At 60.5% G+C, this 25,340-nt stretch carries 24 protein-coding genes and 1 pseudogene; 10 read left to right on the top strand and 15 right to left on the bottom strand.

Annotation, left to right across the window (positions count from 1 at the left end; all coding sequences use genetic code 11):
• A partial coding sequence (locus DCO57_RS21620; protein ID WP_205756244.1) for a hypothetical protein occupies positions 1–916 on the top strand: 916 nt, incomplete at its 5' end.
• Positions 917–1,074: 158 nt separating this feature from the next.
• Here DCO57_RS21620 and DCO57_RS21615 read toward each other — a convergent pair.
• The 8 genes from DCO57_RS21615 to DCO57_RS23390 all read right to left on the bottom strand — a co-directional run bounded on the left by DCO57_RS21615 (position 1,075) and on the right by DCO57_RS23390 (position 10,273).
• Positions 1,075–2,607: a GMC family oxidoreductase N-terminal domain-containing protein gene (locus tag DCO57_RS21615; protein WP_116700998.1), complete on the bottom strand. Its 1,533-nt coding sequence runs from the start codon at positions 2,605–2,607 to the stop codon at positions 1,075–1,077.
• Positions 2,608–2,743: 136 nt separating this feature from the next.
• A complete protein-coding gene (locus DCO57_RS21610; RefSeq protein ID WP_133192733.1) occupies positions 2,744–3,475 on the bottom strand; it encodes an FCD domain-containing protein in 732 nt (243 codons plus the stop codon).
• 255 nt (positions 3,476–3,730) lie between these two features.
• Positions 3,731–4,906, bottom strand: coding sequence for an alanine--glyoxylate aminotransferase family protein (locus DCO57_RS21605; RefSeq protein ID WP_116700996.1), 1,176 nt, complete (start codon positions 4,904–4,906; stop codon positions 3,731–3,733).
• Between the two features lie 58 nt (positions 4,907–4,964).
• Entirely contained in the window at positions 4,965–5,897 is a 933-nt protein-coding gene (locus DCO57_RS21600) for an ABC transporter permease (RefSeq protein ID WP_116700995.1), read from the bottom strand.
• Between the two features lies 1 nt (position 5,898).
• Positions 5,899–6,996, bottom strand: a complete 1,098-nt coding sequence (locus tag DCO57_RS21595) for an ABC transporter permease (protein ID WP_165814806.1) — start codon at positions 6,994–6,996, stop codon at positions 5,899–5,901.
• A complete protein-coding gene (locus tag DCO57_RS21590; protein WP_116700994.1) occupies positions 6,993–8,573 on the bottom strand; it encodes an ABC transporter ATP-binding protein in 1,581 nt (526 codons plus the stop codon). Before DCO57_RS21590 ends, DCO57_RS21595 begins: the two co-directional genes overlap by 4 nt.
• A gap of 69 nt (positions 8,574–8,642) precedes the next feature.
• Positions 8,643–9,647 (bottom strand): BMP family protein, encoded by a 1,005-nt coding sequence (locus DCO57_RS21585; RefSeq protein ID WP_205756243.1) that lies wholly within the window; start codon positions 9,645–9,647, stop codon positions 8,643–8,645.
• 71 nt (positions 9,648–9,718) lie between these two features.
• Positions 9,719–10,273 (bottom strand): hypothetical protein, encoded by a 555-nt coding sequence (locus tag DCO57_RS23390; protein WP_133192732.1) that lies wholly within the window; start codon positions 10,271–10,273, stop codon positions 9,719–9,721.
• A gap of 266 nt (positions 10,274–10,539) precedes the next feature.
• On the opposite strand from DCO57_RS23390, the gene DCO57_RS21575 reads away from it, so the two are divergent.
• The 7 genes from DCO57_RS21575 to DCO57_RS21545 all read left to right on the top strand — a co-directional run bounded on the left by DCO57_RS21575 (position 10,540) and on the right by DCO57_RS21545 (position 18,004).
• A complete protein-coding gene (locus DCO57_RS21575; RefSeq protein ID WP_116700991.1) occupies positions 10,540–12,030 on the top strand; it encodes a 4-hydroxyphenylacetate 3-hydroxylase N-terminal domain-containing protein in 1,491 nt (496 codons plus the stop codon).
• Positions 12,031–12,108: 78 nt separating this feature from the next.
• Positions 12,109–12,513: a nuclear transport factor 2 family protein gene (locus DCO57_RS21570; protein ID WP_116700990.1), complete on the top strand. Its 405-nt coding sequence runs from the start codon at positions 12,109–12,111 to the stop codon at positions 12,511–12,513.
• A 6-nt stretch (positions 12,514–12,519) separates the two neighbouring features.
• On the top strand, positions 12,520–13,986 hold the full coding sequence (locus DCO57_RS21565) for an amidase (protein WP_116700989.1): 1,467 nt from the start codon (positions 12,520–12,522) through the stop codon (positions 13,984–13,986).
• Positions 13,983–15,290 (top strand): amidase, encoded by a 1,308-nt coding sequence (locus DCO57_RS21560; RefSeq protein WP_116700988.1) that lies wholly within the window; start codon positions 13,983–13,985, stop codon positions 15,288–15,290. The genes DCO57_RS21565 and DCO57_RS21560 overlap by 4 nt, the downstream gene beginning before the upstream one ends.
• Positions 15,290–16,396, top strand: a complete 1,107-nt coding sequence (locus DCO57_RS21555) for an AbrB family transcriptional regulator (protein ID WP_116700987.1) — start codon at positions 15,290–15,292, stop codon at positions 16,394–16,396. The genes DCO57_RS21560 and DCO57_RS21555 overlap by 1 nt, the downstream gene beginning before the upstream one ends.
• Before the next feature lie 13 nt (positions 16,397–16,409).
• Positions 16,410–16,925, top strand: coding sequence for a flavin reductase family protein (locus tag DCO57_RS21550; protein ID WP_116700986.1), 516 nt, complete (start codon positions 16,410–16,412; stop codon positions 16,923–16,925).
• 35 nt (positions 16,926–16,960) lie between these two features.
• The gene (locus DCO57_RS21545; protein ID WP_116700985.1) at positions 16,961–18,004 is read left to right on the top strand and encodes a 2,5-dihydroxypyridine 5,6-dioxygenase; all 1,044 of its coding nucleotides are present in this window, start codon (positions 16,961–16,963) and stop codon (positions 18,002–18,004) included.
• Between the two features lie 264 nt (positions 18,005–18,268).
• Here DCO57_RS21545 and DCO57_RS21540 read toward each other — a convergent pair whose 3' ends face one another.
• From DCO57_RS21540 to DCO57_RS21525, 4 genes are all read right to left on the bottom strand, one after another.
• Positions 18,269–18,511 (bottom strand): cysteine rich repeat-containing protein, encoded by a 243-nt coding sequence (locus DCO57_RS21540; protein WP_116701001.1) that lies wholly within the window; start codon positions 18,509–18,511, stop codon positions 18,269–18,271.
• A 116-nt stretch (positions 18,512–18,627) separates the two neighbouring features.
• Positions 18,628–19,158, bottom strand: coding sequence for a hypothetical protein (locus tag DCO57_RS21535; RefSeq protein WP_116700984.1), 531 nt, complete (start codon positions 19,156–19,158; stop codon positions 18,628–18,630).
• A gap of 105 nt (positions 19,159–19,263) precedes the next feature.
• Complete coding sequence (locus DCO57_RS21530; RefSeq protein ID WP_116700983.1) at positions 19,264–20,601, bottom strand: HAMP domain-containing sensor histidine kinase; 1,338 nt, start codon at positions 20,599–20,601, stop codon at positions 19,264–19,266.
• A gap of 1 nt (position 20,602) precedes the next feature.
• The gene (locus DCO57_RS21525; RefSeq protein WP_116700982.1) at positions 20,603–21,319 is read right to left on the bottom strand and encodes a response regulator transcription factor; all 717 of its coding nucleotides are present in this window, start codon (positions 21,317–21,319) and stop codon (positions 20,603–20,605) included.
• Positions 21,320–21,617: 298 nt separating this feature from the next.
• Here DCO57_RS21525 and DCO57_RS21520 point away from each other — a divergent pair, with 298 nt between their 5' ends.
• Together DCO57_RS21520 and DCO57_RS21515 are read left to right on the top strand one after the other, a co-directional pair.
• A complete protein-coding gene (locus DCO57_RS21520) occupies positions 21,618–22,295 on the top strand; it encodes an SH3 domain-containing protein (RefSeq protein ID WP_116701000.1) in 678 nt (225 codons plus the stop codon).
• Positions 22,296–22,508: 213 nt separating this feature from the next.
• Positions 22,509–22,754, top strand: a pseudogene (locus DCO57_RS21515) (integrase core domain-containing protein); the annotation flags it as partial.
• A 121-nt stretch (positions 22,755–22,875) separates the two neighbouring features.
• Here the strand turns inward: DCO57_RS21515 and DCO57_RS23385 are convergent.
• From DCO57_RS23385 to DCO57_RS23380, 3 genes are all read right to left on the bottom strand, one after another.
• Positions 22,876–23,676, bottom strand: coding sequence for a hypothetical protein (locus DCO57_RS23385; protein ID WP_133192730.1), 801 nt, complete (start codon positions 23,674–23,676; stop codon positions 22,876–22,878).
• Positions 23,677–23,704: 28 nt separating this feature from the next.
• Positions 23,705–24,199, bottom strand: a complete 495-nt coding sequence (locus DCO57_RS21505) for a translation initiation factor 2 (protein ID WP_116700980.1) — start codon at positions 24,197–24,199, stop codon at positions 23,705–23,707.
• Positions 24,200–24,631: 432 nt separating this feature from the next.
• Positions 24,632–25,340 (bottom strand): hypothetical protein (locus DCO57_RS23380; protein ID WP_205756241.1); only part of this gene is annotated, 709 nt, incomplete at its 5' end.

The following is a 25,340-nucleotide window of genomic DNA, read 5'->3' as shown; positions in this document are numbered from 1 at the left end:
CCCGAAAAATCGCAGCGCACGCATGAGACCCCCGCTCGGGCTACGCCCTCCCGGCGGTCTCATGCGTGCGCCGCAAGTGGACGACTTTTACTCCGCCCATTGGACTGATTTTGCTCCGCCGTTGACACTGAAGCCCAACGGCATCATCACCTATCAACAGATCACCTCCGACATCGCAAAGGTAAAGGAAGGGGTGATCTACCGACAGAACCGGGAAGGTTTTGTTACAGACATCCTTTATGCAGGCACCGCGCATGTGGGGAAAAGACTGAAGTCGACCCAGGTGCTGATCGAAATGGAGATGGTATTTCTCCTTGCAGTCGCCTCAGCGAACCCGTTTGTGTTTACAGCGGATGTCAGCTTGAAGGTGGCGGAGTGGACAGCCAAGAACAAAGACAATTTTCCAAAGTGGGCCTCAGCCATCAGCCTGGTTCTGGAAGCGCGCAAGACACTGAAAACCTACGCCCCGACCTTGTGGGACAAAATCGTGGATGCAGCCCTGTTTGCCGCCTGGAAGGGCACGAAGGCCGCTGTCGTTATGTTTGGCGAAGATGTTGCACGCAACATTCCCGAAGGTATGGCAAGTGACAAGAAAAAGATCGCCAAACTTACTGGCTCCATGCTGGGCGAAATCGGCAAGAACGGCTTCAACGCGCGCATGACTGCGCTCCGGCTGGTCTGGACTATCCTCAAGAAGGTCGCCGGCGGTGCACTTTCTTCCGTACCTGCTGCGATCAAGATCACTGCGGCGGACAAGAAGAAGGCAGCATTGGATCTGGTCGCATCGCTCAAGCCGGCAGGTGTTGCCCTGACAGAAGGTGATGCAATGACGATCGTTGAGGAGGTCGCCAAACACGCGGACGAGGTCAATGATGCAATCAAAAAGCTCAAGACGGGCTACGATGCCATCAGATAATTCCTGATTGTATCCACCTGCAAGTCCGGCTTCCGGCAATCCGGCCAGTCGCGCGCGCCAGGTGTGAACTCATAAATGGCGATGAAGCGGGCGAATTGCTCGACCTGCGCTGGTCGGCGTAAGCACCGACCGGACTCCAGCCGCGGCTGCATGACTATTCAGTGGCTGATCATTTCTTCCGCAAAGGTTTCCGCCACCGCGAGAATGGCCGCGTGCACCGGCCCGGAAGTCAGCGTGGGGAAGACGGAAGCATCGACGATGTGCAGGTTGTCGAGACCTTTGACCTTAAGGTCCTCCGCCACGATCGCCTCTTCGTCGGCCCCCATACGGCAGGTGCCGACCGGGTGGTGATGGGTAATGGCAGCGCGGGCGATAAACGCGTCGACCTCAGCAGCGGTTCGTACATTCCTGCCGGGCAGCACTTCCTCCAGCCTCCAGTCGGACATCGCTTCGCTGTGACCGACTTCGCGGGCATATTCCAGCGCCCGGCGGAAATGTGCCCGGTCGGCTTCCGTCTGCAGATAGGCGGGATCAAGGAGAGGCTTGTCGTCCAGGCCGGCTCCGCTCGGCCTCAGGACGCCGCGGCTGGTCGGGTGGGTGACACCGAAGAGAAGTGTGTAGGCCTCTCCGGGCGGTGGCGCATCAAAGCACTCGGAAACGCTTGGCCCGGTCACACAGCCCAGTACCACGTCCGGTTTGCCTTCCGATCTGGTCAGGTTTTCCGCGCTCAGATACATGAGTGATTCAGAAAGCTGAAGCTTGGAGGGCGGGACCGGTTTTCTGGACCGGTAGACATTGCCCGCTCCGAGCAGGTGGTCCTGCAGGTTCTGACCCAGCGCCTCGCGGCGGAGCAACAGCGGCACGCCTATGCGCGCGAGATCCTCTTCCGGACCGATGCCTGAGCGCATCAGAAGCAGGGGATTGGCGATGGTGCCGCCGCTCAGGATATATTCATCCGCGACCAGTGTTTGGATCTTGCCATCTTGCAGTACCTCCACACCGGTCACGCGATTCCTGTCCAGGAGAAGCTTCAGGGCCGCTGTTCCGGACAGAACGGTCAGATTCGAGCGGTCCAGGACCGGAAACAGATAGGCATCCGCGGCGCTTACCCTCTGTCCATTGCGGATGGTCAGCGAGTTCGGTGTGGTGCCGATCAGTTCCGGGCCGTTGTGGTCGCTCAGTTTCGGAACGCCCAGGGATTGCCCGGCCTGCATGTAGGCGGAGATCACCGGGTTGACGTCATCACCGGGAAGATAGACGGGCAGGGGACCTTCCGTGCCATGATAGGCGGTCTGCCCTTCGGAGAAACTTTCGCTTTTGATAAAGCCCGGCAACAGGCCGTCGTAGGACCAGCGGGACGAGCCTGTGGCGTCCGCCCAGGACGCGAAGTCCTCCGGATGGCCCCGGACATGGGCCATGGCATGCAGGCAGCTCGACCCGCCCAGAACCTTGCCGCGCGGCCAGGCGTGACGCCGGTTGGCTGTTCCCGGTTGCGGTATGGTTTCGTAGCACCAGTCGAAGTCCCGTCCCTGGATGAACGGCCACATCTGCGGCACGGCAATGTCCGGGTCGGTCGGTCTCCCTCCGGCTTCGACGAGGGCGACGGCCGTTCGACCATCCGCGGAAAGGCGGTTTGCCAGAACGCATCCGGCCGAACCTCCACCGATAATCAGAACATTGTACTTGCCCATGGACCATGAACCTCAGCGGTTGGAGCCTCGGCTGGAGCGTGTCGCGCTGACTTGAATTCAGGAAATCGCCCGAACGCATTTGCGATGCAAACGCTGCCTCCGGTGTCTTTCTGAAGCCACTTAAACGCGACACGCTCTAGGCGGCATCGATGGAGCCGACGCCAAGCCGGCTGATGATCTTGCGCTGAACCACGGCAAGGTGCTCCCACATGGCTTTTTCCGCACTGTCCGGATCGCGGCGAGCGATGGCGCCGGCTATCAGCTCGTGCTCCGCGTCACGGGCCGCGACGCGTTCCGCAGTGGTCTCGCTGTCGCTGTCGGCAAAGCGGAGACGGCTGTCGTTCTGGACCTGATGCAGCAATACATGCAGTTCGCTGGCCAGGCTGTTGCGCGACCCTGCCGCAATCGCCCGGTGGAATAGCTGGTCGGCCTCGCTCGGATTCATGCCCGCAGGGGATTTCGCCGCATTCAGGATCCGCTCGATTTCCACCGGAGAAGCGCGCAGCGCCGCCAGCCGCGCCAGGGCAGGTTCCAGAAGCATGCGCATTTCCATGACTTCCAGTGGATTGGTCGACTGGGCGATGCGCCCGCTCTGAACCGTACCGTTTGGCGAATTTGCACGTCGTCCGGTCTTGGCTGGCTCGATTTCGCCAAGTTCCCGCAGCACCTGCAATGCCTTGCGCAAGGTGTACCGCTTCACGTCGAGTTTTTCGGCCAGCACACGTTCGGGTGGAAGTTCTCCTTCGCTGCGCAGGACGTCGCGCAGACTTTCAATCAGATTTCCCAGCTTCTTCGGCACTGCATCGGGCGCAGTCGGGGCGCCTTCGTCCAACGATCGGATTTTCTTTTCCATGCTCAAATCAGTCAACTTCTTCCTCCCGTGATAATTTTCTTATAAATGTTCGGTATTTCTGTTTGTGCAGGAGATAAAATGTTTGAGACGTTCTTTGGAGGGAGAAGAATAGTTCGCCTTCTCCCGAATCGGTTGCGATGTGGTTGTTAAATCCATCCGATCTCCAGTTCGAACTAGGCTACAAAGTATCGAATTTATCCTGTGTGGGAAAGCTTTTGAGCACTTGCTCCCGAAAGTTCAACCAAAAAATATTTCGGTCTGCTGTTTTGGTCATTCAGCCTTGGTGATGACCTCCATGGCGGCGGTGACGGCTGCGCCGATATCGTAAGCCTTGCCTGTCAGCTCCGACAGCGCGCTGCCAAGCGCGGTCAGGGCCACAATTGCGTAAAGCGGCTCGGCCGTCGGCCCCATGTGGCCGATGCGTACGAGCTTGTCATGGGTTTCTCCCCGGCCCGAGGAGATCATGACGCCGTACCTGTCGCGCATCTTTCCCCGCAAGGCGGCGTCGGTGACACCTTCGGGCAAGGTCACGGACGTTGTGGTCGGCGAAGCAATGTCCTCGGAGGCCGGCCACAGACGGACACCCATGGCCTTCGCACCGGCGCGGCAGGCCTTTGCGGTCAGCGCATGGCGCGCCCAGACCGCATGCTCGCCCTCCTCGAGATACCGATCGACCGCGGCCTCAAGGCCGTTGATCTCGGCGACCGACGGAGTGAAAGGGAAGGGTTCGCTTGCCTTGTAGGCGGTCTTCCAGTCGGAAAGGCTCAGGATGGAGGCGGAGGGGGCCGTGGAATTGGATTCGATCTTTCTCCAGGCGGCCTCGGAAACAGACAGCAGCGACAGGCCGGGAGGACAGCCGAGGCACTTGTTCGGTCCGGTCACGAAAATATCCGCCTTAACGTCGTCTGGCAGGACGTTCATGCCACCGAATGAGGAGACCGCATCGACAATGAAGATGGCGCCGCTCCTTGCGACAATTTCCCCGATTTGGCGCACCGGATTGATCGTGCCTGACGGCGTGTCGTGGTGGCAGAGTGCAACAACCTTGATATCCGGCCTTTCGGCGAGCATCTTTTCCACGCTGGCGGGGTCAATGGCTTCGTTGAAGGGGACGCGGATTTCCAGGAGCTCCTTGCAATACCGCTGCAGCCAGAAACCGTAGCCTTCTCCATAGACACCCGACACGAGGTTGAGCGCCACGTCCTCGCCGGAAACGGCGGAGGCGGCCGCCGCTTCAAGTCCGAGCACGGGTTCGCCCTGAAGGATCAACGGAGGTTCATCGGTTGCCATGACCTTGCAAAGTTTGCGGGAAACCCGCTCGTAGGTTTCCTGGAACACCGGGTCGTAGTCGTAAAGCACCGGACGCGCGAGCCCCTGAAGGACTTCCGGATAGCAGTTCACCGGGCCGGTGGTCAGGGTAAAGGTCGGTTGTCTGTGCCTGGACATGGGTATCGGTTCTTTTGTCAGTAGAAGGGGAAGAGAGGACGGAGCGGCGGCATTTTCTTCAACGCTCCCCGCGGGCGTAGGCCGTGCCGAGCGACACCGGCAGGTTGGCCTTGCTTCCGAGAACTATCAGCACGACCATCACGGCCGCGAAGGGAAGCATCTGGATGACGTCGGTCGGAATGTCGATGCCGGCGACCTGGAGTGCGGTCGTCAGGGAGAGGCAGGCCCCGAACAGCGTGGCGCCGCCCAGCACCCACAGCGGCCGGCCGCGGGCGAGCATGGCCAGAACGATGCCGATGAAGCCGTTTCCGTGGGTCATGAAGGGCACGAAAATGCCTGCGCCGACAATGGCCATGAAGGCGCCACCGAGACCGGCCAGGGCCCCGGTGGTGAGGACCGCCACTGCCCGCACCTTGAGCACGTCGACCCCCGAGGAATCGAGTGCCGCCGGCTTGTCGCCCGCGGCCTGGAGAGCCAGGCCGAAATGGGTGCGCCGGTAGAGATATGCGAAGACCGACACCAGAAACAGGGCGAAATAGACAATCGGTTCGCGGCCGAACAGGGCGGGGCCGACGACCGGAATGTCATGCAAGAACGGAATGTCCCACTTCAAGGTGGCCGGCAGCCGGGGATAGGTGCGGCTGAACTGGAAGTAATGAAGGATCGCGGTCGCTCCCTCGGCGCCAAGGGTCAGCGAGATGCCGATGACGATCTGGTTGAGCCCCAGGCGTACGCATAGAACCGCCATGAACAGGGCGACGAACATGCCGCCTCCGGCCCCGGCCAGGAAACCGAGCCCCATGGATTCGGTCTTCCAGGCGATCAGGAAGCCGGTATAGGCCCCGGCCAGCATCATGCCTTCGATGCCGATGTTGAGGACCCCGGATTTTTCCGACATCTGCTCGCCGAGACCGACCAGGAGCAGCGGAATGCCAGCGGAAATCGCTCCGGCAAGAAGGGCGGTCAGGAATGCTTCGGTGAAGAGTGCCATCTCAGACCTCCTTTCTCTTGCGTCGGCGCTGATCGATCATTTCGGCGACCGCCATCAGGATGAGCAGCGTCGCCATGGTGACGAGGGTGAAGTAGTTGGGAACGCCGAGCCGCCGCGCCGCGCTTTCGCTGCCGATGGAAAGGACCGAGAACAGGAACACGAAGGCGATGGTGGCGAAGCCGTTGAAGCGGGCGAGGAATACCAAGGGCACGATGGTCAGCGTGTAGGCCGGGTTCCAGTCCGCGCGTACATTGCCGGTCTGGCCGAGCACGGCGACGGCGCCGGCCAGGCCGGCGAGTCCGGCGGAAAGGGAAAAGACGATCACGGTCAGGGTCGCAACCGGCAGTCCGGCATGCACCGCCGCCTTGGCATTGGCGCCGACGATGCGCAGACGCAGGCCGAAGGCCGTGCGGTTCATGGTGAAATGAACGATCAGAACCGCCGCCAGCCCAAGCAGAACGCCGCTGGAAACGGTCGTGTCGAACAGTCTTGGCAGGCGGTCGGAAACGGCCAGGGTGCGGGTTTGGGGAACCGTCGTTTCCGGATCAAGAAAGACGAGCTTGACGAGAACATTCGCCAGGGAACCGCCGAGGAAGGTCATCATCATGGTGGTGATGATCTCGTTGATCCCTTGATAGGCTCTCAGAAAGGCCGGGACGAGGGACCAGACGGCTCCCGCGGCCGCGCCGATGGAAAGGCACAGTAGCAGCATCAGCCATACCGGCAGGATTGCCACCAGTTCCGGGCCCGCGGCTGCCACGAAGACGGCGCCGAGAATGAACTGGGCATCGCCTCCGAGGTTCCAGATGCCTGCCCGGAAGCAGACAATGAGGCTGGCGGCGATCAGAAGCAGCGGCCCCATCCGTGTCAGCGTTGCCTGAACGCCCGACGGCGACAACATCCCGCGCTGAAAGATGTAGCCGTAATAGTCCAGCGGACTGACCCCCATCGCCATGAGGATGAAGCTGGCGATGACGAGTGTCGCCAGGACCGGTCCGATGGTGATGATCAGAAAGTGAAGCCGGTCGTCGCGCATGTTCAGCCGCGACTTGCGTTCATTTTCGCCCGAATCAGGCGCGATTGCCATCTCGCTGGTCATTCGCCAACACCACTCATCAGTTCTCCGACGCGCTGGCGCGCCGTTTCATTGTTGTCCACGATTCCGACGATGCGCCCCTGCGACATGACGGCAATGCGGTCGCTCAGCTCCAGAAGCTCATCGAGTTCCGTGGAGATCAGCAAGACCGCCTTTCGGGCGTCCGCGGCCTCGCGGATCCGGTTGCGTGAGGCCTCGATGTTCTGCAGATCGAGCCCGTAGGTCGGCTTTGCGAATATGACCGCCCGGGTCTTTTCACCGAGCTCGCGGGCGAGGAGGAGTTTCTGGATGTTGCCGCCCGAGAGTTTTCCCGCGGGTGTGCCGATGCCCGGCGTGCGAATGTCGAATGCGGAGACCTTCTCTTCCGCATTCCGGGCAATTTCCAGCGGCTGTTCCAGGCCATGTTTCCAGAACGGCGTGTCACCGATCTGTTTGAGGAGGAGGTTCAACGAGACCGGGAAGGTGCCCACGATACCTTCGCCAAGCCGGTCGTCGGTGACATAACTGAGCCCCAGGTTTCGGCGGGCGCCGATGGATTTGTCTTCGATCGGCACGCCATCCAGATAGATGCGTCCGTCCCTGACGGGGCGCTGGCCCGCCAGGGCCTCGGCAAGCTGTACCTGGCCGTTTCCATCGATTCCGGCGATGCCGACGATCTCGCCGGGGCGGATCTTGACATCGATGCCGGAAACCGGCGTTGCGTCGTCATCCACTTCCAGCGCAAGAATTTCCAGAATCGGCTTTTCCGTTCCGTCGATCCGACGCCGCGGCGCGGAGGCGACCTTCGTCATCTCGCTGCTGGCCGTGCGGGCGCCGAACATGAGCCGGACGATCTCGTCGCGAGCCTCGTCCTTGTCCATGGCCCGCAGGCGTTCCGGTGTCAGGCCGCCTACCTGCTTGCCCTGACGCAACACGGATATCCGGTCCCCATAGGACACGGCTTCATTGAGCTTGTGGGTGATGAAGACCACGCCGCGGCCGTCCTGCGCGAGCCGGCGCATCAGGTTTCCGAGTTTTTCGGCATCTTTGGGGGTCAGCATCGCGGTTGCTTCGTCGAGGATGAGGAAACGGCTGCCGCGCATGAGAGCGCGGACGATTTCCGCCTGCTGACGCTCGCCAAGCGAAAGCGCGCTTGTCAGGGCCTCCGGCCGGATCGTTATACCAACCGAAGCTGCGGTCTTGCGCATTTCATCGGCAATTCCCCGTCTGTCTGGTCTCCGCCACCAGGAGCGCCCCAGAGAGACGTTTTCAGCCAGGGTAAGGGTGGGGGCGAGCATGGAGTGCTGGTAGACGGCGCCGATCCCGAGATCGAGCGCGCGCTGGGGCGAGGCGAGGTCCTGCGGAACGCCCGCAACTTCGATCTGGCCTTCACTGGGCTGCAGGAACCCGGTCAGCATGCTGACGAGGGTTGACTTGCCCGCGCCATTCTCGCCAAGCAGTACGTGAACTTCACCGGGCCAGAAGTCGATGGTGATCCGGTCGTTGGCGAGGATCCCGGGAAAGCGTTTGCTCACGTTCCTGACGGATACGAGCGGACCGTTCGGGTCAAGCGCGGTCGCGGCTGCAGAGGTTCCGGCCATTCGTCTTGCCTAATTGAGGAATAAAGAGCCGGGCGAAACATCGCCCGGCAAGTCTTGTCGAGGTCCGCTTCAGTCCAGCTGAGTGACCAGCGCCTGGACCGAGGCCGCGTCGAACTTGGGCTCGACGACGATGTTGCCGTCGATGATTTCCTGACGCAGATCCATGATCTGCGACCAGACATCATCCGGAATGTGCTCGGTCTTCAGCAGGGAAACGGAATCGTCCGCAAGGTTGATGTCGTAGTTCCGGGTGCCGAATTTGTCCGCTTTGATGTCTTCGATCATTGCGGTGTAGACCGGTGTCAAATTCCACAGAACCGAACTCAGGAGATGGCCCTTGTCGATCGAGGTCTTGTCGCCGATCACGTCGATGAAATAGACCTTGCCTCCGTCGGTCGCCTTGGTGGTTTCCACCGCCTGCAGCATGCCGAAGGAGGAGCCGTTGCCCTGGCCGAAAATAATGTCGGCACCGGCCGCGATGAGGGATTCGGTCACGCGCTTGCCGCCTGCGGCATCCGCGTAGGCTGCCGGGCCGATAACCGCATAGCGGATGACGGTGTCGGGGTTTTCCGCCTTGACGCCCTCGGCGAATGCAGCGGACTGGGAGTTCCACGAGGGCGGCTCACCGGAGACGACGATCCCCACCGTGCCGAGCCGGCTCATCTTGGCGGCAAGATGCCCGGCCAGATAGGCTCCTGCATGACCGCTTGCGGTGTAATCGGCCACCGCGCCTTCTTTCAGGGAGGAGGGGCTGTCGACAATGGCGACCTTCACGTCGGTCTCGGTGCCGATTTCCGGTGCGGCCGTGTTGTAGCCGCTGGCGTGGGCGATCAGCAGCCCGTGACCTTCTTCGGCCAACTCCCGCAATGTGGCGCGAACGTCGCCGTAACCGAGATTTTCCGCGGTCACAACTTCGACGCCCGTGGCTTCGCCTGCAGCCTTGGCACCGTCAACACCCTGCTGGTTCCAGCCGAAATCGGTGCCCTGTTCGGGAGTGAGTATTGCAATAGACTCAATATCCTCCGAGTAAACAGGCGTGGATGTGATGGCTATAGCGGAAATAATTCCCGCCATAAAAGTATATTTTCTATTCATATTGTTCCCCTTTGTTGCGATATTAATATTTACTTTATTTATTATTTATTTTATTTTGAAAAAAAACAAAGACTGGAAGGTGGAGTGTGAAGAAAATTATTTTTGTATTTCTGGTGTTGCTTAACGGGTCCGGTGTTGCCGTGTCCTCGGAGGGTGTCGAGCGCGGCACCGAAGGCTTGCAACAGGTGCCGCTGGACATTGCCAATACCGGTGAGGAGGACATGGCCTGCATGGTCAGCCTGGCGCATTGGTTTTCCGCCGAAGTCGGTCGGGCCGGTCCGGGTGAGCAGGTGGTTGGCGATCTTTGGTCGGATCCCGGCAGCGGTACCGTCTATTACCTCAACGGTTCCGGAGACCGGATGCCGGTGGAACGGCTCTGGTGCGGCCCGGTCGGCCGGTCGTGGAAGGGCCGGGTCGAAATCTTTCTCGACAGAAAGGCTGGTAAAATGGTTGAACCAATTCAACTGAAATGTTCGGAAACGATGTCCGGTTTTTCCTGTTATGCCGGTTGAATTGCCTTGCGGAAGGCCTGTGAAGGTCTTCGCAAGCCCAGCCCGCTCTGCGGTGCTGCCATTCAGTTTTGAGGATAAGTCAAAGAAAAACATATGCTTTCCCGAATGTCAGCGGAGGGCTGCGAACGCTTCTGTTGCCGTGAAGCGGATATTTGCATCAACTATAGTCAGGCTCATAAATTGGTCAACTGAAATCAACCAAAAAAAATGGTTGATTTTTTTTGGTTGTGGTGAGTAGCCTTGAAGCGGGTTTTCGCAGGTGCGTTCAAGTTCCGCGGAATCGCAAAAAGAAAACGGCGCAAAGCCATTCCAGTGGGTTTACGGCCGACCCGTGCGGGTCGGTTTTTAGGAGCAGCAGCATGGATGCATCAGTGTCGAAGACGTCGGAAGCCGTTATCAAGCGGTTGAAAACCGGTGAGGAGTTCAAGGCCTCCCTCGACGACGGCCGCCAGATCTGGGTTGGGGGCAGAAAGCTGGACAAGGTTACCGACGAACCGGCCCTGAAAGCCGGTGTTGACCTGATCGCGTCCATGTTCGACGACCAGTTCTCGGAAGAGCATGCCGACGAGACGACCTATCTGGAGCCGACCACAAACGAGATCGTCAGCCGTGCCTGGCAGGTGCCGACCACACCGGAAGAGCTGACCGACCGGCGCAAGATGATCGAATACACCAGTCTCAAGACTGCGGGGACGTTCGGCCGCCCGCCAGACCTTTCGCCGGCTATCGTCGCGGGCCTGATGGCGCACCGCGCGGCCTTCAAGGAAAAGAAGTCGATGATCGACGGGTGCTCGCCGGATTTCGTCGAGAACATCGAAGCCTACATGGAGTTCGGACGGACGAACAATCTGACCGCCTCCGAAAGCCTGGCCGGTCCGCAAACGGACCGCTCCAATCCGAAAGCCGCCGAAATGGCCTTTCTCCGCGTCAAGGAAGCGCGCGCGGATGGTATTGTCGTGTCGGGCGCCAAGACCGTGGGCTCGATCGCCGCCCAGGCCAATGACATTTTCTTCACCAATCTGGGCGGTCTGACCACAACGCCGCCAGAGGCCTGCGTCTGGGGCGCGGTTCCGATCAACACGCCCGGCATCAAGATGATCTCGCGCGAGATGGTTTCTCAGCCTGGTGCCGACAAGTTCGATCATCCGATTTCGTCCATGGGCGAAGAGGCCGACCAGTTCATCATCTTCGACAATGTCTTCGTGCCCAAGGACAAGATCTTCAATCTCGGTGATCCCACCGGCATGTCCTGGTACGGTCCGGTCTGCGTCTTCGCGCACTGGCACGTTCTGACCCGTCTCGCGGTCAAGGCGGAACTGTTTGTCGGCGCCGGCCAGATGGTGCTCGACGTGCTCGGTACCGGCAAGATCCCGGCCGTGCAGCTGATGCTGGGAGAGCTGATCGAATACGCCCAGACCCTGCGCGCCTTTGTCATCGCGGCGGAAGCTCAGGCCACACTGACGGAAGCCGGTGTGCTGACGCCGGATGTGTCGATGCTCACCGCCGGGCGGCTATACTCGATCGAAAACTATCCCAAGATCATCCATATCCTGCAGGAGATGTGCGGTCAGGGTCTTGTCATGCGCTTTGGCAAGGACGCTTTCGAGAATCCGGAAATCGGCCACTATCTGGCCGACCTTCTGCCCGGGCACGGCGTCACGGCCATGCAGAAGGAGCTTCTGATGAACTTCATCTGGGACATGACCACCGGTGCCCTGGCAGGTCGCGTCGCGCTGTTCGAAAACGTCAACGCCAGTCCGGCACCGCGTCTGCGGGCGCGTCTTTACGACGAGGTCAACCGCGAAGACTATGTCGCCCAGGTGAAAAAACTGGCCGGCATGGACTGGTAGTCACGTTCGGGAGGCGGCGCCCGGTGGGCCGTCTCCCTCTACATCCTGTTCCTTTCAAATAGGGTTTCCGAGATCGCCATGTCTGACATCGACCGGATCGTCAGCGCGTTTTACAGCGCCTACAATGCCCATGATGCCGATGCCGCCACCAGGCTCTACGCGAGCGAAGGCTGGCATGAGGAGGTCGCCATGGGCGGCCTGCGGTCCGGCCATGCGGCCTTGCGCGCGGGACTCGAGGGATTGTTTCGCATGCTGTCGGATGTCCACTGGCAGGAACGTCAGCGAATCCGGTCCACCGAAAGCATCCTTGTCAGCTACGAGATGACCGGAACCTTCACTCCGAAGCCCAAAGAGAAGGGGGACGACCCGGCGCCACGCAGCATCAGGCTGCCGGGTGTCCACGTATTCGAGTTTTCGGATGGAACCCTTCAGGGGACCCGGGACTACTGGGACAAGTCGCTTTTTCTAAGCCAGATCACGTAAGAGCAGATGCAGATTTCAGACTATATCGCATATGACGCCCTCGGCCTGGCGGACCTCGTCAAGAGCGGCCAGGTGTCCGCGCAGGAACTGTTCGAGACGGCTGTCCGGCAGATCGAGGACTTGAATCCTGGTCTGAATTGCGTCGTTCACGAGCATTTCGATCTCGCTCAAGCGGCATTGGACGAAGGTCTGCCGGAGGGGCCTTTCTCCGGGGTTCCCTTTCTGATCAAGAATACAGGGCTCGACGTCGAGGGCATGCTGCTTTCCACCGGGAGCGACTTGTTCCGGGACATGGTCTCACGCGGCGACTGCACCCTTGTCGAGCGCTACAAGAAGGCAGGTCTGGTCATTCTCGGCAAGTCCAACACACCGGAATTCGCGCTGAGTTTCGCCACTGAGCCTCAGGCCTTCGGTCCGACGCGCAACCCCTGGGCGCCGGACCACGGTCCCGGCGGATCCTCCGGAGGAGCGGCGGCGGCCGTCGCCGCCGGTATCCTGCCTATTGCCAATTCCTCCGACGGGGCGGGCTCGACCCGGTTGCCGGCCGCCCATACGGGACTCTTCGGCTTCAAGCCCAGCCGCATGCGCAACCCGCTCGGGCCCGTGGCGGTCGAGGCGATCGCTGGCATGTCCACGCCTCACGCGCTCAGCTGGTCGGTGCGGGACAACGCGGCTCTTCTCGACGCGACTGCGGGAGCCGATGTCGGCGATCCCTATGGTTGCCCGCCGGCGGAAACCAGCTTCCTGGAGGCAAGCCGCCGCGATCCGCGTTCCCTGAAGATCGCCATGACCCTCAAGTCTCCGGTCGGAACGCCTGTGCACCCGGAGATCCTTGAAAGGACGCGCGAGGCCGCGCGATTGCTGGAAGATCTCGGGCATACCGTCGAAGAGGCCGACGACGCGGGCTACGACGCTCACGCCCTGAAGGATGCCTGGCGGGTGATCGCCGGTGTGAACGTGGCGCTCGCGGTGGCCGCGAGAGGCAGGGCGCTGGGGATCGATGATCCGGCGGCCCGGCTGGAACCGGTCAATGCGGAATGGGTGCGCGAAGGTGCGGAAAAGACCGGCGCGGAGTATCTTGCCGCCGTCAACCAGCTGCACGCGACAGCTCGTGCCTTCGGGCGTTTCTTCGCCCGTTACGACATCCTCCTGACCCCGACCACGGGCGAATTGCCGCCCGGGATTGGCGAGATGGCGGGTGTCGGAACCACCCTGGATGCCTTCTATAACCGTTTCTGGTCGCATGGGCCTTTCACCTGTGCCTTCAACGCGTCCGGCTGTCCGGCAATGAGCGTCCCCTTCGGAGTTTCTTCGGAGGGATTGCCGATCGGCGTCCACTTCGGCGCGGCCTATGGCCAGGAAGCGCTCCTGTTTTCGCTGGCTGGTCAGCTCGAACGCGCCAGACCCTGGTTTGCCGAGCGTCCCCCCCTCGACAGGGCCGGGTTTACGGCCAAAAGCGGAGCCGCCGAATGACCTCTGAAAGCCCGACATCCATACTGAAGCTGAGTGCCAGGGATACGGCGCGAAAGGTGGCGGAGGGCAGCCTCAGGGTCGTCGATGTTGCTGCGGCCTTTTTGGAAGCCTGTGACGCGCGCGAGCCGGACGTCCAGGCCTGGAAGCACCTGTCGGCGGAACAGGTTCTTGCCGAGGCGGCCCGGCTTGACGAAAGCGGAGCCCATGGCCCGCTTGCCGGCGTCACTGTCGGGGTGAAGGATGTCATCGACACGAAAAGCATGCCGACGGGCTACGGCTCGGACATCTACGAGGGGTTCCATTCCTACTGGGACGCGCCCTGTGTCGTCCTGTCCCGCTCCGCCGATGCGCTGGTCATGGGCAAGACGGTCTCCACCGAGTTTGCCATGTCCCATCCCGGCAAGACCCGAAATCCCTACAACCCGGCCCATACGCCGGGGGGATCCTCCAGCGGGTCCTGTGCGGCCGTCTCCGCCGGCATGGTCCATGTCGCCTTCGGCACCCAGACCGCCGGATCGATCATCCGGCCTTCCGCCTATTGTGGTGTCACCGGCTTCAAGCCGACCTACGGCGTGCTGGATGCTTCCGGCGTCAAGGTCCTGTCCCATACGCTCGATACGCTCGGCCTCATCGGCCGGGACGTGCGCGATGTCGCCTGGGTCACGGCGCATGTGGCCGGACGGCCCGCTTTCGAGGTCCAGGGCGATCCCGCAAAACCTGTCGTCGGACTTTTCAGGACGTCCCGCTGGGAGCTTGCGGAACCTGCGGCCGTAGCGGCGATGGAAACCGCGGAACGGCGTCTCGTGGATGCGGGCGTCACGGTCAGGGTCATCGACGTGCCGGAGGGCTTCGACCGGCTGCATCAGGCCCATCATGGCATCATGGGCTGGGAGACGACCCGGGCGCTGGGCTATGAGCGGCTGCATCACTGGGACCGGCTCGGCCGCAACACGAAGGATTTCCTGACCATCCTTGGGACAGCCACGCTGGAGGATTACGAAGCGGCGAAGCTGGAAGCAATCCGCCAGCGCGAGGCACTCCCGGCTCTGATGGACGGCATCGACGTGCTCCTGACCCCGCCGGCGCCGGGCACCGCGCCGCAAGGCCTGTCTGTAACCGGCGCGCCGGTCTTCAACACGCCCTGGACCACGATGCAGGTTCCCTGTCTCAGCCTGCCGGTTGCGCTTCATGACGGCTTGCCGGTTGGGGTTCAGCTTGTCGGGTGTTACGGCGAGGACAGCAAGCTGCTCGATGCGGCAGCCTATATCGAGAGCGTGCTCGGCTTTTCGGACAGGCTCTATTGATGGTGGTCCCGCGTGATGGAGCCCTGACGGAACGAAGGTATCTGCAGAAGATGGCCGGCTGGGCGGGACTGCTCGCGCTCGCCGCGGTTTTGTGGTTTCTCCTGGCCCTTCTGCAGTTTCCCGCCTCGGCCTTGCTGGGGTCGATGATCGCGGGCATCGTTTTCGGCATCAACGGATCCGGCATGGCCATGCCGCGGCCGCTCTACCGGCTCGCTCAGGGGTTTGCCGGGGTCTTCATCGCGCGCAGCATGACGCCTGCCGTCCTCATGGACGCCATGGCCTATTGGCCGCTGCTGATCCTGGTGACCGCGCTCACTCTTTTCGTTTCCTTCGCGGCCGGGTGGGGGATCAACCGCCTCGGAAAGGTTCCGGCGCAACCGGCCATTCTCGGCAGCCTGCCGGGCATGTCGGGGGCGATGGTCGTCATTGCCCTGGAACGGGGTATCGACGGCCGTGTCGTGGCACTCATGCAATATGCCCGTCTGGCATCCGTCATTTTCACGGTCTCGCTGATCTCCCATTTCGGTGCAGGAGACGCGACCGGAATGGGGCTTTCACCAGACACGGTGGCCGAGTCCAGCCTGTTTGCGCTCCTGGTCTCGGCCGCGATCGCCTGTCTTGGCATTCCGCTCGGGCGGCTCAGTTTCATTCCGGCGGCCTCCATGCTCGTTCCCCTGATCATCGGGTCCGGCCTGGAAGCCAGCGGAAGCTTTCACATCGTCCTGCTGGACGAGGCGATCGGCCTGACCTTTGCCATCATCGGTCTGGAGATCGGGCTGAAGTTCACCAAGGGCACCTTGATCAAGCTGATCGGCTATGTTCCGGTCATTCTGGTCTCCTGCGTGGCCCTGAACCTCGCGGGGCTTCTGCTTGGCGGTCTCCTGATGCTGTTTCTGCCGGTCGATCCGTTGACGGCCTTCCTGGCAACGGCTCCCGGCAGCATCGAAACGGTTGCGCTGGTTGCGGTCGCCAGCCATGCGCAGGTGCCGATTGTCCTGACCTTCCAGACGGTGCGGCTTTTCGTTGTCGTGCTGCTGGGGCCTTCCATCATGGAGCAACTGGCCAAACTGCCCATCTGGCACCGGGATTCAGAGGAGGACCTTTGACGTGATATCCCCCATGCGAGACCCCGAGGTCCACGAAGACCCGTCTTCTGCCGGGATTGCCGACACCTTCAAGAGCGCGATGCGCCTGTTTGCCTCCGGCGTGACGGTGATCACCGCCGGCGAAGGCTCCGGCCGGAGGGGGGTGACCGCGTCCGCGGTCTGCAGCGTGACGATGGATCCGCCCACCCTGCTTGTCTGTGTCAACCGGGCCGGAGAAAGCTATGAGGCGATCCGCGAGGCGGGTTCGTTCTGCGTCAATCTGCTGGGCGGCGAGGACGAGGAGGCGGCGCTCTGCTTCGCCGGCCAGACCGGGCGCAGAGGTGTCGAACAGTTTACGCCGTTTTCCTGGGCCACCCTGAAGACCGGGGCGCCCGTCCTGGAGGGGGCACTCGCCAATCTCGATTGCGAAATTTCCGACAGGATCGACAAGGGAACGCACGCGGTTTTTTTCGGAACCGTCCGCAAGGTGCGCGTCCGCGAGGGTGTGCCCGCCCTCGTCCATTTCAACCGGAGTTTCACATCGGTCTAGCCGATGTTTCCATTCCAAAAGCCGGAGATGCGAATATGGCCATTAGCGATGCAGACCTCGTGATTGCCTGGAAGCAGGTGCTGGAAATGTGCCGGGTCAGGGACGGTGAGCAGATCGCCATCCTGACCAGCGACGATTCGAACCCCCAGATCGTCCGGACCTGCCGGATCGCCATCGCGCAGCTTGGTGGCATCCTGACCATGATCAACCTGCCGCCGATCAATGGTGAAAAGGCGCTGAGCCGGGACAAGTCCGGCTATGTCGGCAAGACGCCGCTTGCCTTCAACACCGCCGCCCTGGCGGGTCTGATGGCCGCCGACATGATCATCGACACGATGCAGCTGCTCTTCTCGAAGGAACAGGAAGATATCCTGAAGACCGGTACGCGTATTCTGCTCGCGGTCGAACCGCCGGAAGTGATGATGCGCATGCTTCCGACCGCAGAGGGCAAGACGCGGGTCCTGAACGCCGAGAAAGTCATGTCCGCGGCCAGGGTCATGACGGTCACCTCCGATGCAGGCACCGATTTCACCTGCGGTCTCGGGCAGTATCCGGTCCTGACCCAATACGGGCTGGCGGATGAACCGGGCCGCTGGGATCACTGGCCGAGCTGCTTCGTCGCCCGCTGGCCCGACGAGGGGTCGTCCAACGGAACCATCGTCATTGATGCGGGCGACATTCTGCTGCCTTTCAAGATGTATGCGCGCGAAAAAGTCATCCTGACGATCAAGGACGGTATCGTGACCGATATCGACGGGGGCTTCACGGCGGAATACATGCTGCGCTTCATGGAAAGCTTCAATGATCCCGACGCCTTCGCCATGGCCCATGTCGGCTGGGGTCTGGAGCCGCGGGCGCATTGGACGACCCTCGGCCTCTACGACCGGGAAGCCGGACTGAGCATGGATTCGCGGTCCTTCGCCGGGAACTTCCTCTTCTCCACCGGCCCCAATACGGAAGCCGGGGGCGACCGCGATACGCCTTGTCACCTGGATATCCCCTTGCGCGGCTGTTCGCTCTCCCTGGACGGTGAGCCCATGACGGTAAATGGCAAGGTGGTTCGCGCGGATCAGCAGTAACCGGGAACGGCTGGACATCCGGAACAGAATGGACCGTGCGCGCGGGCTCGTCAGAGGGGCATGTCGCAAACGCCTGTTCTGATGGGCGCTGCCTGTCACGGAGCCGTCAACACGCCTGACAAGCTGGCCGATTTTCGCTGACCCCAGCGCACGCCCGGAACGCCGGCAGAAGGGTCTTGCCGAAAGGGCCCCATGCTGTCGCCGGGCAGTCTCGACACGGAGGGCGACGGCGTCTCAGCGTGCAAGGCGCCGCCGCTTTTGGGCTTACTGGGGCGGGCGCGACGCCTGTAGTTCCCAAAGCTTGTTGGCGCAGGCAGGCGACATGTTCTCCGCGTTGGCCTGCAGGCACTGGAGCAGCCTGCCGCCGCCCGGCTGTTTGCCTGCACACAGGTTGCGTACGTCGGCTTCGCAGGCGCTCCTGATCTCCCGCATTTGCTGGCGGGTCAGGTCCTGGGCGCTTGCGGCTGAGACACCCAGCAACGAGAAAGCCAAAATCACAAGTCTCATGAAAAACATCCTTTGTCTGATGGTCTGTCGACGGATGCGCGGAGCGCTTGCGGTCGCGCCTCCGTCTTTGCCGGTGCAGATGGAGCACCGGCAATTGCGCTGGTCATGCGGGGGCGTTATCTCAGGCTGATCCGGGGAAAACGGGCGGCCTCAAGCTGCTCTTGCGTCAGCTTGCCCCGCAGGTTTTCGATGGCCGTTTTCAGTGCCTCGCCTTTCTCGCCGTAGGCGGAAAGAACATCCGCCAGAGACTCGATCCGGCCGAAGGCTTCCGGCCCTGCAGGATCCTCGTCAGGTGCGCCGGCAAGAGCCCGCACCGTTGCGGCGTCCGGGACAAGAGCAAGCGCCGCCCTGGTGTAGGCGCGCCATTCGGCCTGTTGGTCGGCCCGGATGCCGATGGCTGTTTCCTGCAAGGTCAGTGCCCCGGCCAGCCGGAAGCGGAGGACCTTTCCGGTATAGAATTTCCGCAAATGGTCGAGGCGCTCCGCAACGTCATGGATGTCGGGATAGCCGCCGAACACAACCGGCATTTCGGGAGAATACTCGGGGCATTGCAGAGCGAAGGGATTGACCTGCGCGGCCGCGGCAAAGGGCAGGGCGACGGCAAATGCAACGCCGGCGACAAGTGACAAGAGGATCGGTCTGTTCATGGTACGCTCCAGCTGATTATCGATGGAGATACCCTGGAGCCCCAGTCTGGCTGGCGGATTTCCCGCTGATGGGAATTTGTTGCATTATGTTGGTGGCGGGCGCGTTCAGCTCGTCTTGAACAGGGGCAGCGTCACCTTGACCCGGCCACCCCCTGGCGTGTTCTCCAGACGGATGGTGCCGTCATGAGCCTCGGTCAGCGACCGCGCGACGGAGAGGCCAAGTCCCGCGCCTCCGGTTCCCCGCGAACGGGAGGGTTCCGCGCGGACGAAAGGCTCTAACAGCAAGGTTCTGTCCTCTTCCGAAAACCCGGGCCCCTCGTCATCGACGAGGACGGAAATGCGTTCGTCGTCCATTTCGAGCGTCGCCCTTGCAAAGTTTCCATATTTCACGGCGTTGTCGACCACGTTGAGGATGATACGCCTGAGGGCAACGCGGTCGCCGACGATCCATGCCTGCTTCCGCGCGAAATCCTCGCCGGCCTCGACGGGCATCCCGGCTTCCCGGAACTCGGTAAACTCGGCGCTGACCAGCTCGCAGAGATCGAGCAGTTCCTCTTCGAGCACGCCGACCCCTGCCCGGGAAATCAGCAGGGCGTTGTCGAGCAGGGAAATCATGTCCGTGATGTCGGAGGTTGCCCTGTCCCTCTCCGATGCGTCGGGCAGGTTTTCCAGACGCAATCTCAGGCGGGTGGCGAAACTGCGCACGTCGTGCTGGAGCCCGCCGATCAATGCCATCTGTGACCGGGTCATCGTGTGAAGCCGGTTCTGTAGCCTGTCGAAGGCCCGCACCAGGGCGGCAATCTCCGGCGTGCCGGAGCGCGTATCAGGCAAGGGCACCGGTTCGGTGGAGAGGTCTATCCTGTCCACCGCCGCGGCGAATCTTGCCAGCGGCCTGATCTCCCGGTGAAACAGAAGCAGGGCGATGAAGGCGAAAACCGTTCCGAGCAGACCGGCGCCGAGGCCCAGGGGCAAGCCCAGTGGCGTAACGGGAAACGGCAGGTGAACACCTATGGCGAGAGCCTGGTTCTCGCCTGCCGCGATCCAGAACCTGAGCGGAGGCATGGCTCTGAAACGCCAGCGAATGCCGTCCGGACCGATCAGCTTCTGGGCCCGGGCGCTCAACAGGCGCTGCCCCAGGACCTCCTGATAGGGCACAAGGTCTGCGCTATCGAGTAGCTGAGCGTCGAATTCCGGCACATCGGAAAGGGGAACGATCTGGACATCGAGACCCGGTGATCTCACGGCCTCCAGAAGCCTATCCTGCCGTGCAGCAGGTGCGGGCGCGAAAAGCTCCGCGATTGCGGCCAGTTGACGAGGTTCCGGATTGGAGGTGGCGCGCGACAGACTGCCTTCGCGATAGGCAAGCCCCAGCACCAGCAGCCACAATACCAGCAGCAAGCTTGCTCCGATGGAAACCAGTCTTACGGCCAGGCCGAAGCGCATTTCACGCCACTCGCTGGACCGAGGCGGTCAGAAGGTAGCCGCCGTTGCGGACGGTGTTTATCAAGGCGCTTCCGGGGCTGTGGCTTTCCAGCTTTTTGCGGATACGAGAGACCAGGATGTCAACCGTCCGGTCGAAGGGACCAGCGCTGCGCCCGCGTGTCCAGTCCAGGATCTGATCGCGAGACAGTACCCTGCGCGGCCGCAGCACGAAGCAGGACAGCAGGTCAAATTCGGCACTCGTGAGGGCAACCAGGTCGCCATCCTCGGTCTCGACCTGCCGGGCGTCCAGATCGACGATGAACCTGTCAAAGGCATGGCGTCTCGACATGGGCTGAGACGGTGACGCCTCAGCCCTGCGCAGCATCGCCCGGACACGCGCCAGCAGTTCCCGCGGGCCGAACGGCTTGACGACATAGTCGTCGGCGCCAAGTTCCAGCCCGACCACGCGATCGGTCTCATCTCCCTTTGCGGTCAGCATGAGAATGGGCGTGTTGCCCTCGGCCCGCAGCCTGCGACAGATGGACAACCCGTCTTCGCCCGGCAGCATGAGGTCCAGGATGAACAGATCGGGTTGAACGCGTTCCAGGGCGGCGTCCATGTCCCACCGATCCTGTGCGGAAACGACCTCGAACCCCTCCCGGCTTAGAAATTCGCCCACGAGACGGCGGATTTCGTGATCGTCGTCAACGATCAATATGGTCTTCGCACCGGGTTTCATGGTCCCAGATATTCATGCCAGACCCGCGAAATCAAACGAAAACACGGTCTGTTTACAAAATCATACAAACCGGAAGTCTGACGAAATGCCAACTGTCGGGGCAATGGTCCACAGCGCCGCTCATCGCGTCGGATCGGGGGGCGACCGTGATCGCGCTCACAGGGACAAGAGCGGAGAGGAGAGGACGTGTTTTACAAATTGAAACACAACGTAACGAAGTGGAAAGACCCGTTCCAAGCTGCAGGACGAAGGTCTTCGAATGCTGCCAGGCAAGCGGCACACCACAATGGAGAACACGATGATAAAACGACTTTTTCTCGCGCTGGCAACCCTTATCGGTGCGTCGTCGCTTGCAGCTGCGGCAACGGTTGCCGTGTCCACGGGAAACGTGAACCTGAGAGCGGGGCCGTCGACCGGCTATCCGGTCGTCACCGTCGTGCCGGCGGGAACGCGGATCACGACCTATGGCTGCGTTTCCGGCTATTCCTGGTGCGACGTGAGTTTCGGCACCTTTCGGGGCTGGGTTTCCGCGAATTACATCCAGGTCATCTACCAGGGCAATCCGGTGATCGTCACCCCGGCAATCGCGCCTGCCGTGGGCATCAGCGTTGTTGCCTATAACCGGGCCTACTGGAATACCTATTACGCCGCCTATCCCTGGTACGGCCGGTGGGGCTACTACTACAGGCCCGTTCACCCGGCGGCCCCGGCAGCACGGGTTACCTCACACAATCGGGCGGTCACATGTACCGGGGACAGCTGCACGGCCACGCGGTCGACAACGGGCGTTTATGGCGGTTCGGCAAACCAGAGCCGCACATGTGCCAATGGCGAGTGCAACACCACGCGAAACGTCGTCGGCCCTTATGGCGGCACGGCATCGCGCACGCGCAACTGCAGCACAAACAGCCAGTCCTGCACCGTCAGCCGGACGGGGCCTGCCGGCGGCACAAGAACGCGTGTCTTCCAGCGCTGAGCCGTAGACGGATCCGGGGACGGTTCGTCCTGGGCGAACCGCCGCCGGACCGGGCGCCGGGTTCGATCGACAGGTCCATGCAAGAGGACAGGACGCCGGCGGGAGCTTTCACGCTGGTTGGGCTTCAAACGCGCGACGGGCCCGCCTGTTTTCAGGACATCCGTTCGGCGACTACAGAGTGAATGGTTCATCATTGAAACCGGGCAAGTCCACTCTGTCGGCAGCGTCGGAGACAGTTACGACAATGCCCTGGCCGAGACGATCAACGGCTTGTTCAAAGCCGAGGTCATTCACCGCCGCGGCCCATGGCGTAATTTCGATGCAATGGAATACGCAACACTCGAATGGGTGGACTGGTTCAAAAACCGTCGTTTGGTTGAGCCTATCGGGAATACTCCGCCGGCAGAAGCTGAGGCCAATTTCCATGCGGCTATGGAAACTGAGGAACGAGCCGCGTAACTAACCAAAATCAGCCTCCGGCAAAACCGGCGCGGTTCAAGTTCCCACCTTAGCCTTTTCGGCAGAGTTCTGCGGTATTGCGGCTGGCTGGAGACGCAATGGACGCCGAGAAGGTGGGAACTCAGGAGGAACCTGCATCTGACGGCACATCCAGCTTTTTCGCAACGGATTGAAGACCGGAAATCGCTGCTTCTGCGGCCAAATGAAACCCTAGTAAAATTTGATTTAGTTCATGCTTATTAAGGCGAATTTGCTCGCCAACTTTGAAGGATTTTTTCTCTTCCACTGATCCAATTTTAAGCGATTGCCCTGCTTCTACTGGATATTCTCCGATTTCATTCAGATCAAGCCGGACAAGGTCTTCATTCTCGTCGGGGACTTTCAGCGCCAGGAAACGCCAGACGAGTTGAAGAGAGTCATCGATGTTGGTATCGAGGTTGGCGACAATACCGTTCCTATGCGCAAAGCAATTGCGCGCTTTCACCAACGACGCGAACATTGGGGAAAAGTCATCTTTACAATCAAGTAATTCGAACACCTTGCGGCTACGAGGAACGACGTTGTGTTTATCAAAATTTGTTATTCTTTGTTCTAGAATGCCTTTATGCATTGGACCGGGGACCAGCAGCTCAGCGTAACCGTACGAGTGCAAAAGAAAACTGCTATGGCCCTCGATTAAGTCTCTTAGTGCACTTCCTATGACCCAGGTTTCAAATTCTTCCAAGAATTTTTGTCTTAGTGCTTGGCCAACTTCAGGCGGAACAATGATAACTTGTTCTTTCGTATCCAGAACATGCGAGACTTCCGGTGCAATCTGGAAAATATTAGAAGCGATCCCAAGAAAAACTGAAGACCTTCTAATCCAGATATGAGACTTCTCTCGTAGGGAGTTGTAGTTCAGATTAATATTAAACGTGGTCATGGTTTGACTTCTGTTGCACCCTCGTTATTCAAACCCCGCCAGACTTCCGCATTGCAGCTTCTTCCTGGGCGCGTTGTTTGGCGGCGAGCTGTTCTTTGATTTCGGAGAGATCGCCTCTGGGTGTCTTGGAGTTGGACGGGTTCTTCGGGATCAGCTCGACCAGGACCGGGTTTGGCGAGTGGTCAAGCGTCGCGCCGGAGACCGCGTCGATACCGACGCCGACCACGCCGCCGATTAGGACATTACCCGCCATGCCGGCAACGCCGCCAGGCGCGACCTTGGTGCCGACATGGACAGTCTGGGTCTTGTAACCGTCCTTTGAGACGGTGACCGAAAACTCCTGTTTGCGGGAGACCTGAAGCGAGCAGGGCGAGGTGTTGCAGGTCAGGCCGACCGAGGTGGCGATCTGCGCGCCCTCGGGCGAGGCGTAGACCAATACAGTCTCATTGAGCCCACGGGTGACGGACGCGCACCCGGCCAGGCCGAACGCGAGCGCGGCACACATTAATTTATGAGTTTTCATATCGACGCTCCCCAGCCTTGTATCTTCCAGAACTGGTATTTCTAGCCGACATGCAACCAGCGGCACAATCCCGATTTCGTGTCACGGTTGTTTCACTGCGGCCGTGCTAGCGCAGTTTGCCGTCCTACCGTAATTCAATTCTTGTTCTGGGTTCCAAGTGAAGTTGCGCGCTTCGACACAAACGCTTTGCTGCTATCAGAAAAACAAGCACGTTGCGCGACAGCCGGGAAATTTATGAGCGACTTGGAAAATTTGGTAGCGGAGGAGGGATTTGTTGAGTTTCATGATAAGAGTTTGTTTTTAAACATATTCATTCGTTCTTGAGTGTACCCTTGTGTACCACCAAACTGCAACGTCTCAATTTTGCAAACATATAGATCGGAAACTTGCGGTTAGCGCTGGAAACGAAAAACGTTGTTGTTCCTAGCTTTATTAAGGCCCTGTGGGCGAAATTGAAGAGAACGCAGTGCCAGAAATGGCGTTTGTCACTTTGCTGAGGTCACCGCCAGGAGCGACGTGAATACCAGATAAGTCGAGCTCGCAGATCGCATTACTGGGACCTATTGGAATTGGCCAGTAGTCAAATTGCCCGTCGGATTGCGTTAAGTCAGGGCCACCCTTTTGACGTTTCATCATGAGGCGAACTTCGTCTTCTGAACTGACAAGCGATGAGAGATAAAATGCGCCAATCCAAGACAGCGTGTGAGGCACGAAAGGTGGCGCACCGGCGGCAGCCAAAGCAGAATTGATGTCAGCAAGAAGTGTTTTAGTACCTGCTTGTTCGTAGTAAACTGGGCGAAGCTCTGCAGCCTTGGGCCACACAATGAACTCTAGGCGTACGCCGGATCCATGAGAGAAGTACGACCACATGTAAGAAGGGTCTTTTGGAGGTGTGCGTGTCAAAGAGACATAGAAAATATCATTCGACATCTCTTTGTAATATGGATCTCCTTGGTCTTTGGTGAGATATCCGTCCAGTCTATGTGCTCGAGCAAAAGCCTCCATTTCCCCGCCTTCCCCGATCCGCTTCCTTATTGGATAAAGGCGTAACTCTTCGGACGACGCTATACCTCTAAGCGCGTCTATACTGGTGTAGTGATACAATGTACTCGGAGATTTCTCCCTTGGAAACATATGGTCT

This window comes from Labrenzia sp. 011, assembly GCF_003075075.1.
In the GTDB taxonomy this organism is placed as follows: Bacteria; Pseudomonadota; Alphaproteobacteria; order Rhizobiales; family Stappiaceae; genus Roseibium.
Note: the sequence above shows the minus strand (reverse complement) of the source record. Positions and strands in the feature narration are given on the sequence as shown.

Coding starts and splice junctions, on each gene's coding strand:
- DCO57_RS21505 (WP_116700980.1), bottom strand. CDS start 24,199: ATGAAAACTCATAAATTAATGTGTGCCGCGCTCGCGTTCGGCCTGGCC.
- DCO57_RS21560 (WP_116700988.1), top strand. CDS start 13,983: ATGACCTCTGAAAGCCCGACATCCATACTGAAGCTGAGTGCCAGGGAT.
- DCO57_RS23390 (WP_133192732.1), bottom strand. CDS start 10,273: ATGTTTTTCTTTGACTTATCCTCAAAACTGAATGGCAGCACCGCAGAG.
- DCO57_RS21570 (WP_116700990.1), top strand. CDS start 12,109: ATGTCTGACATCGACCGGATCGTCAGCGCGTTTTACAGCGCCTACAAT.
- DCO57_RS21555 (WP_116700987.1), top strand. CDS start 15,290: ATGGTGGTCCCGCGTGATGGAGCCCTGACGGAACGAAGGTATCTGCAG.
- DCO57_RS23385 (WP_133192730.1), bottom strand. CDS start 23,676: ATGACCACGTTTAATATTAATCTGAACTACAACTCCCTACGAGAGAAG.
- DCO57_RS21615 (WP_116700998.1), bottom strand. CDS start 2,607: ATGGGCAAGTACAATGTTCTGATTATCGGTGGAGGTTCGGCCGGATGC.
- DCO57_RS21520 (WP_116701000.1), top strand. CDS start 21,618: ATGATAAAACGACTTTTTCTCGCGCTGGCAACCCTTATCGGTGCGTCG.
- DCO57_RS21600 (WP_116700995.1), bottom strand. CDS start 5,897: ATGGCACTCTTCACCGAAGCATTCCTGACCGCCCTTCTTGCCGGAGCG.
- DCO57_RS21550 (WP_116700986.1), top strand. CDS start 16,410: ATGCGAGACCCCGAGGTCCACGAAGACCCGTCTTCTGCCGGGATTGCC.
- DCO57_RS21535 (WP_116700984.1), bottom strand. CDS start 19,158: ATGAACAGACCGATCCTCTTGTCACTTGTCGCCGGCGTTGCATTTGCC.
- DCO57_RS21540 (WP_116701001.1), bottom strand. CDS start 18,511: ATGAGACTTGTGATTTTGGCTTTCTCGTTGCTGGGTGTCTCAGCCGCA.
- DCO57_RS21525 (WP_116700982.1), bottom strand. CDS start 21,319: ATGAAACCCGGTGCGAAGACCATATTGATCGTTGACGACGATCACGAA.
- DCO57_RS21585 (WP_205756243.1), bottom strand. CDS start 9,647: ATGGCGGGAATTATTTCCGCTATAGCCATCACATCCACGCCTGTTTAC.
- DCO57_RS21590 (WP_116700994.1), bottom strand. CDS start 8,573: ATGGCCGGAACCTCTGCAGCCGCGACCGCGCTTGACCCGAACGGTCCG.
- DCO57_RS21595 (WP_165814806.1), bottom strand. CDS start 6,996: ATGACCAGCGAGATGGCAATCGCGCCTGATTCGGGCGAAAATGAACGC.
- DCO57_RS21565 (WP_116700989.1), top strand. CDS start 12,520: ATGCAGATTTCAGACTATATCGCATATGACGCCCTCGGCCTGGCGGAC.
- DCO57_RS21545 (WP_116700985.1), top strand. CDS start 16,961: ATGGCCATTAGCGATGCAGACCTCGTGATTGCCTGGAAGCAGGTGCTG.
- DCO57_RS21605 (WP_116700996.1), bottom strand. CDS start 4,906: ATGTCCAGGCACAGACAACCGACCTTTACCCTGACCACCGGCCCGGTG.
- DCO57_RS21575 (WP_116700991.1), top strand. CDS start 10,540: ATGGATGCATCAGTGTCGAAGACGTCGGAAGCCGTTATCAAGCGGTTG.
- DCO57_RS21530 (WP_116700983.1), bottom strand. CDS start 20,601: ATGCGCTTCGGCCTGGCCGTAAGACTGGTTTCCATCGGAGCAAGCTTG.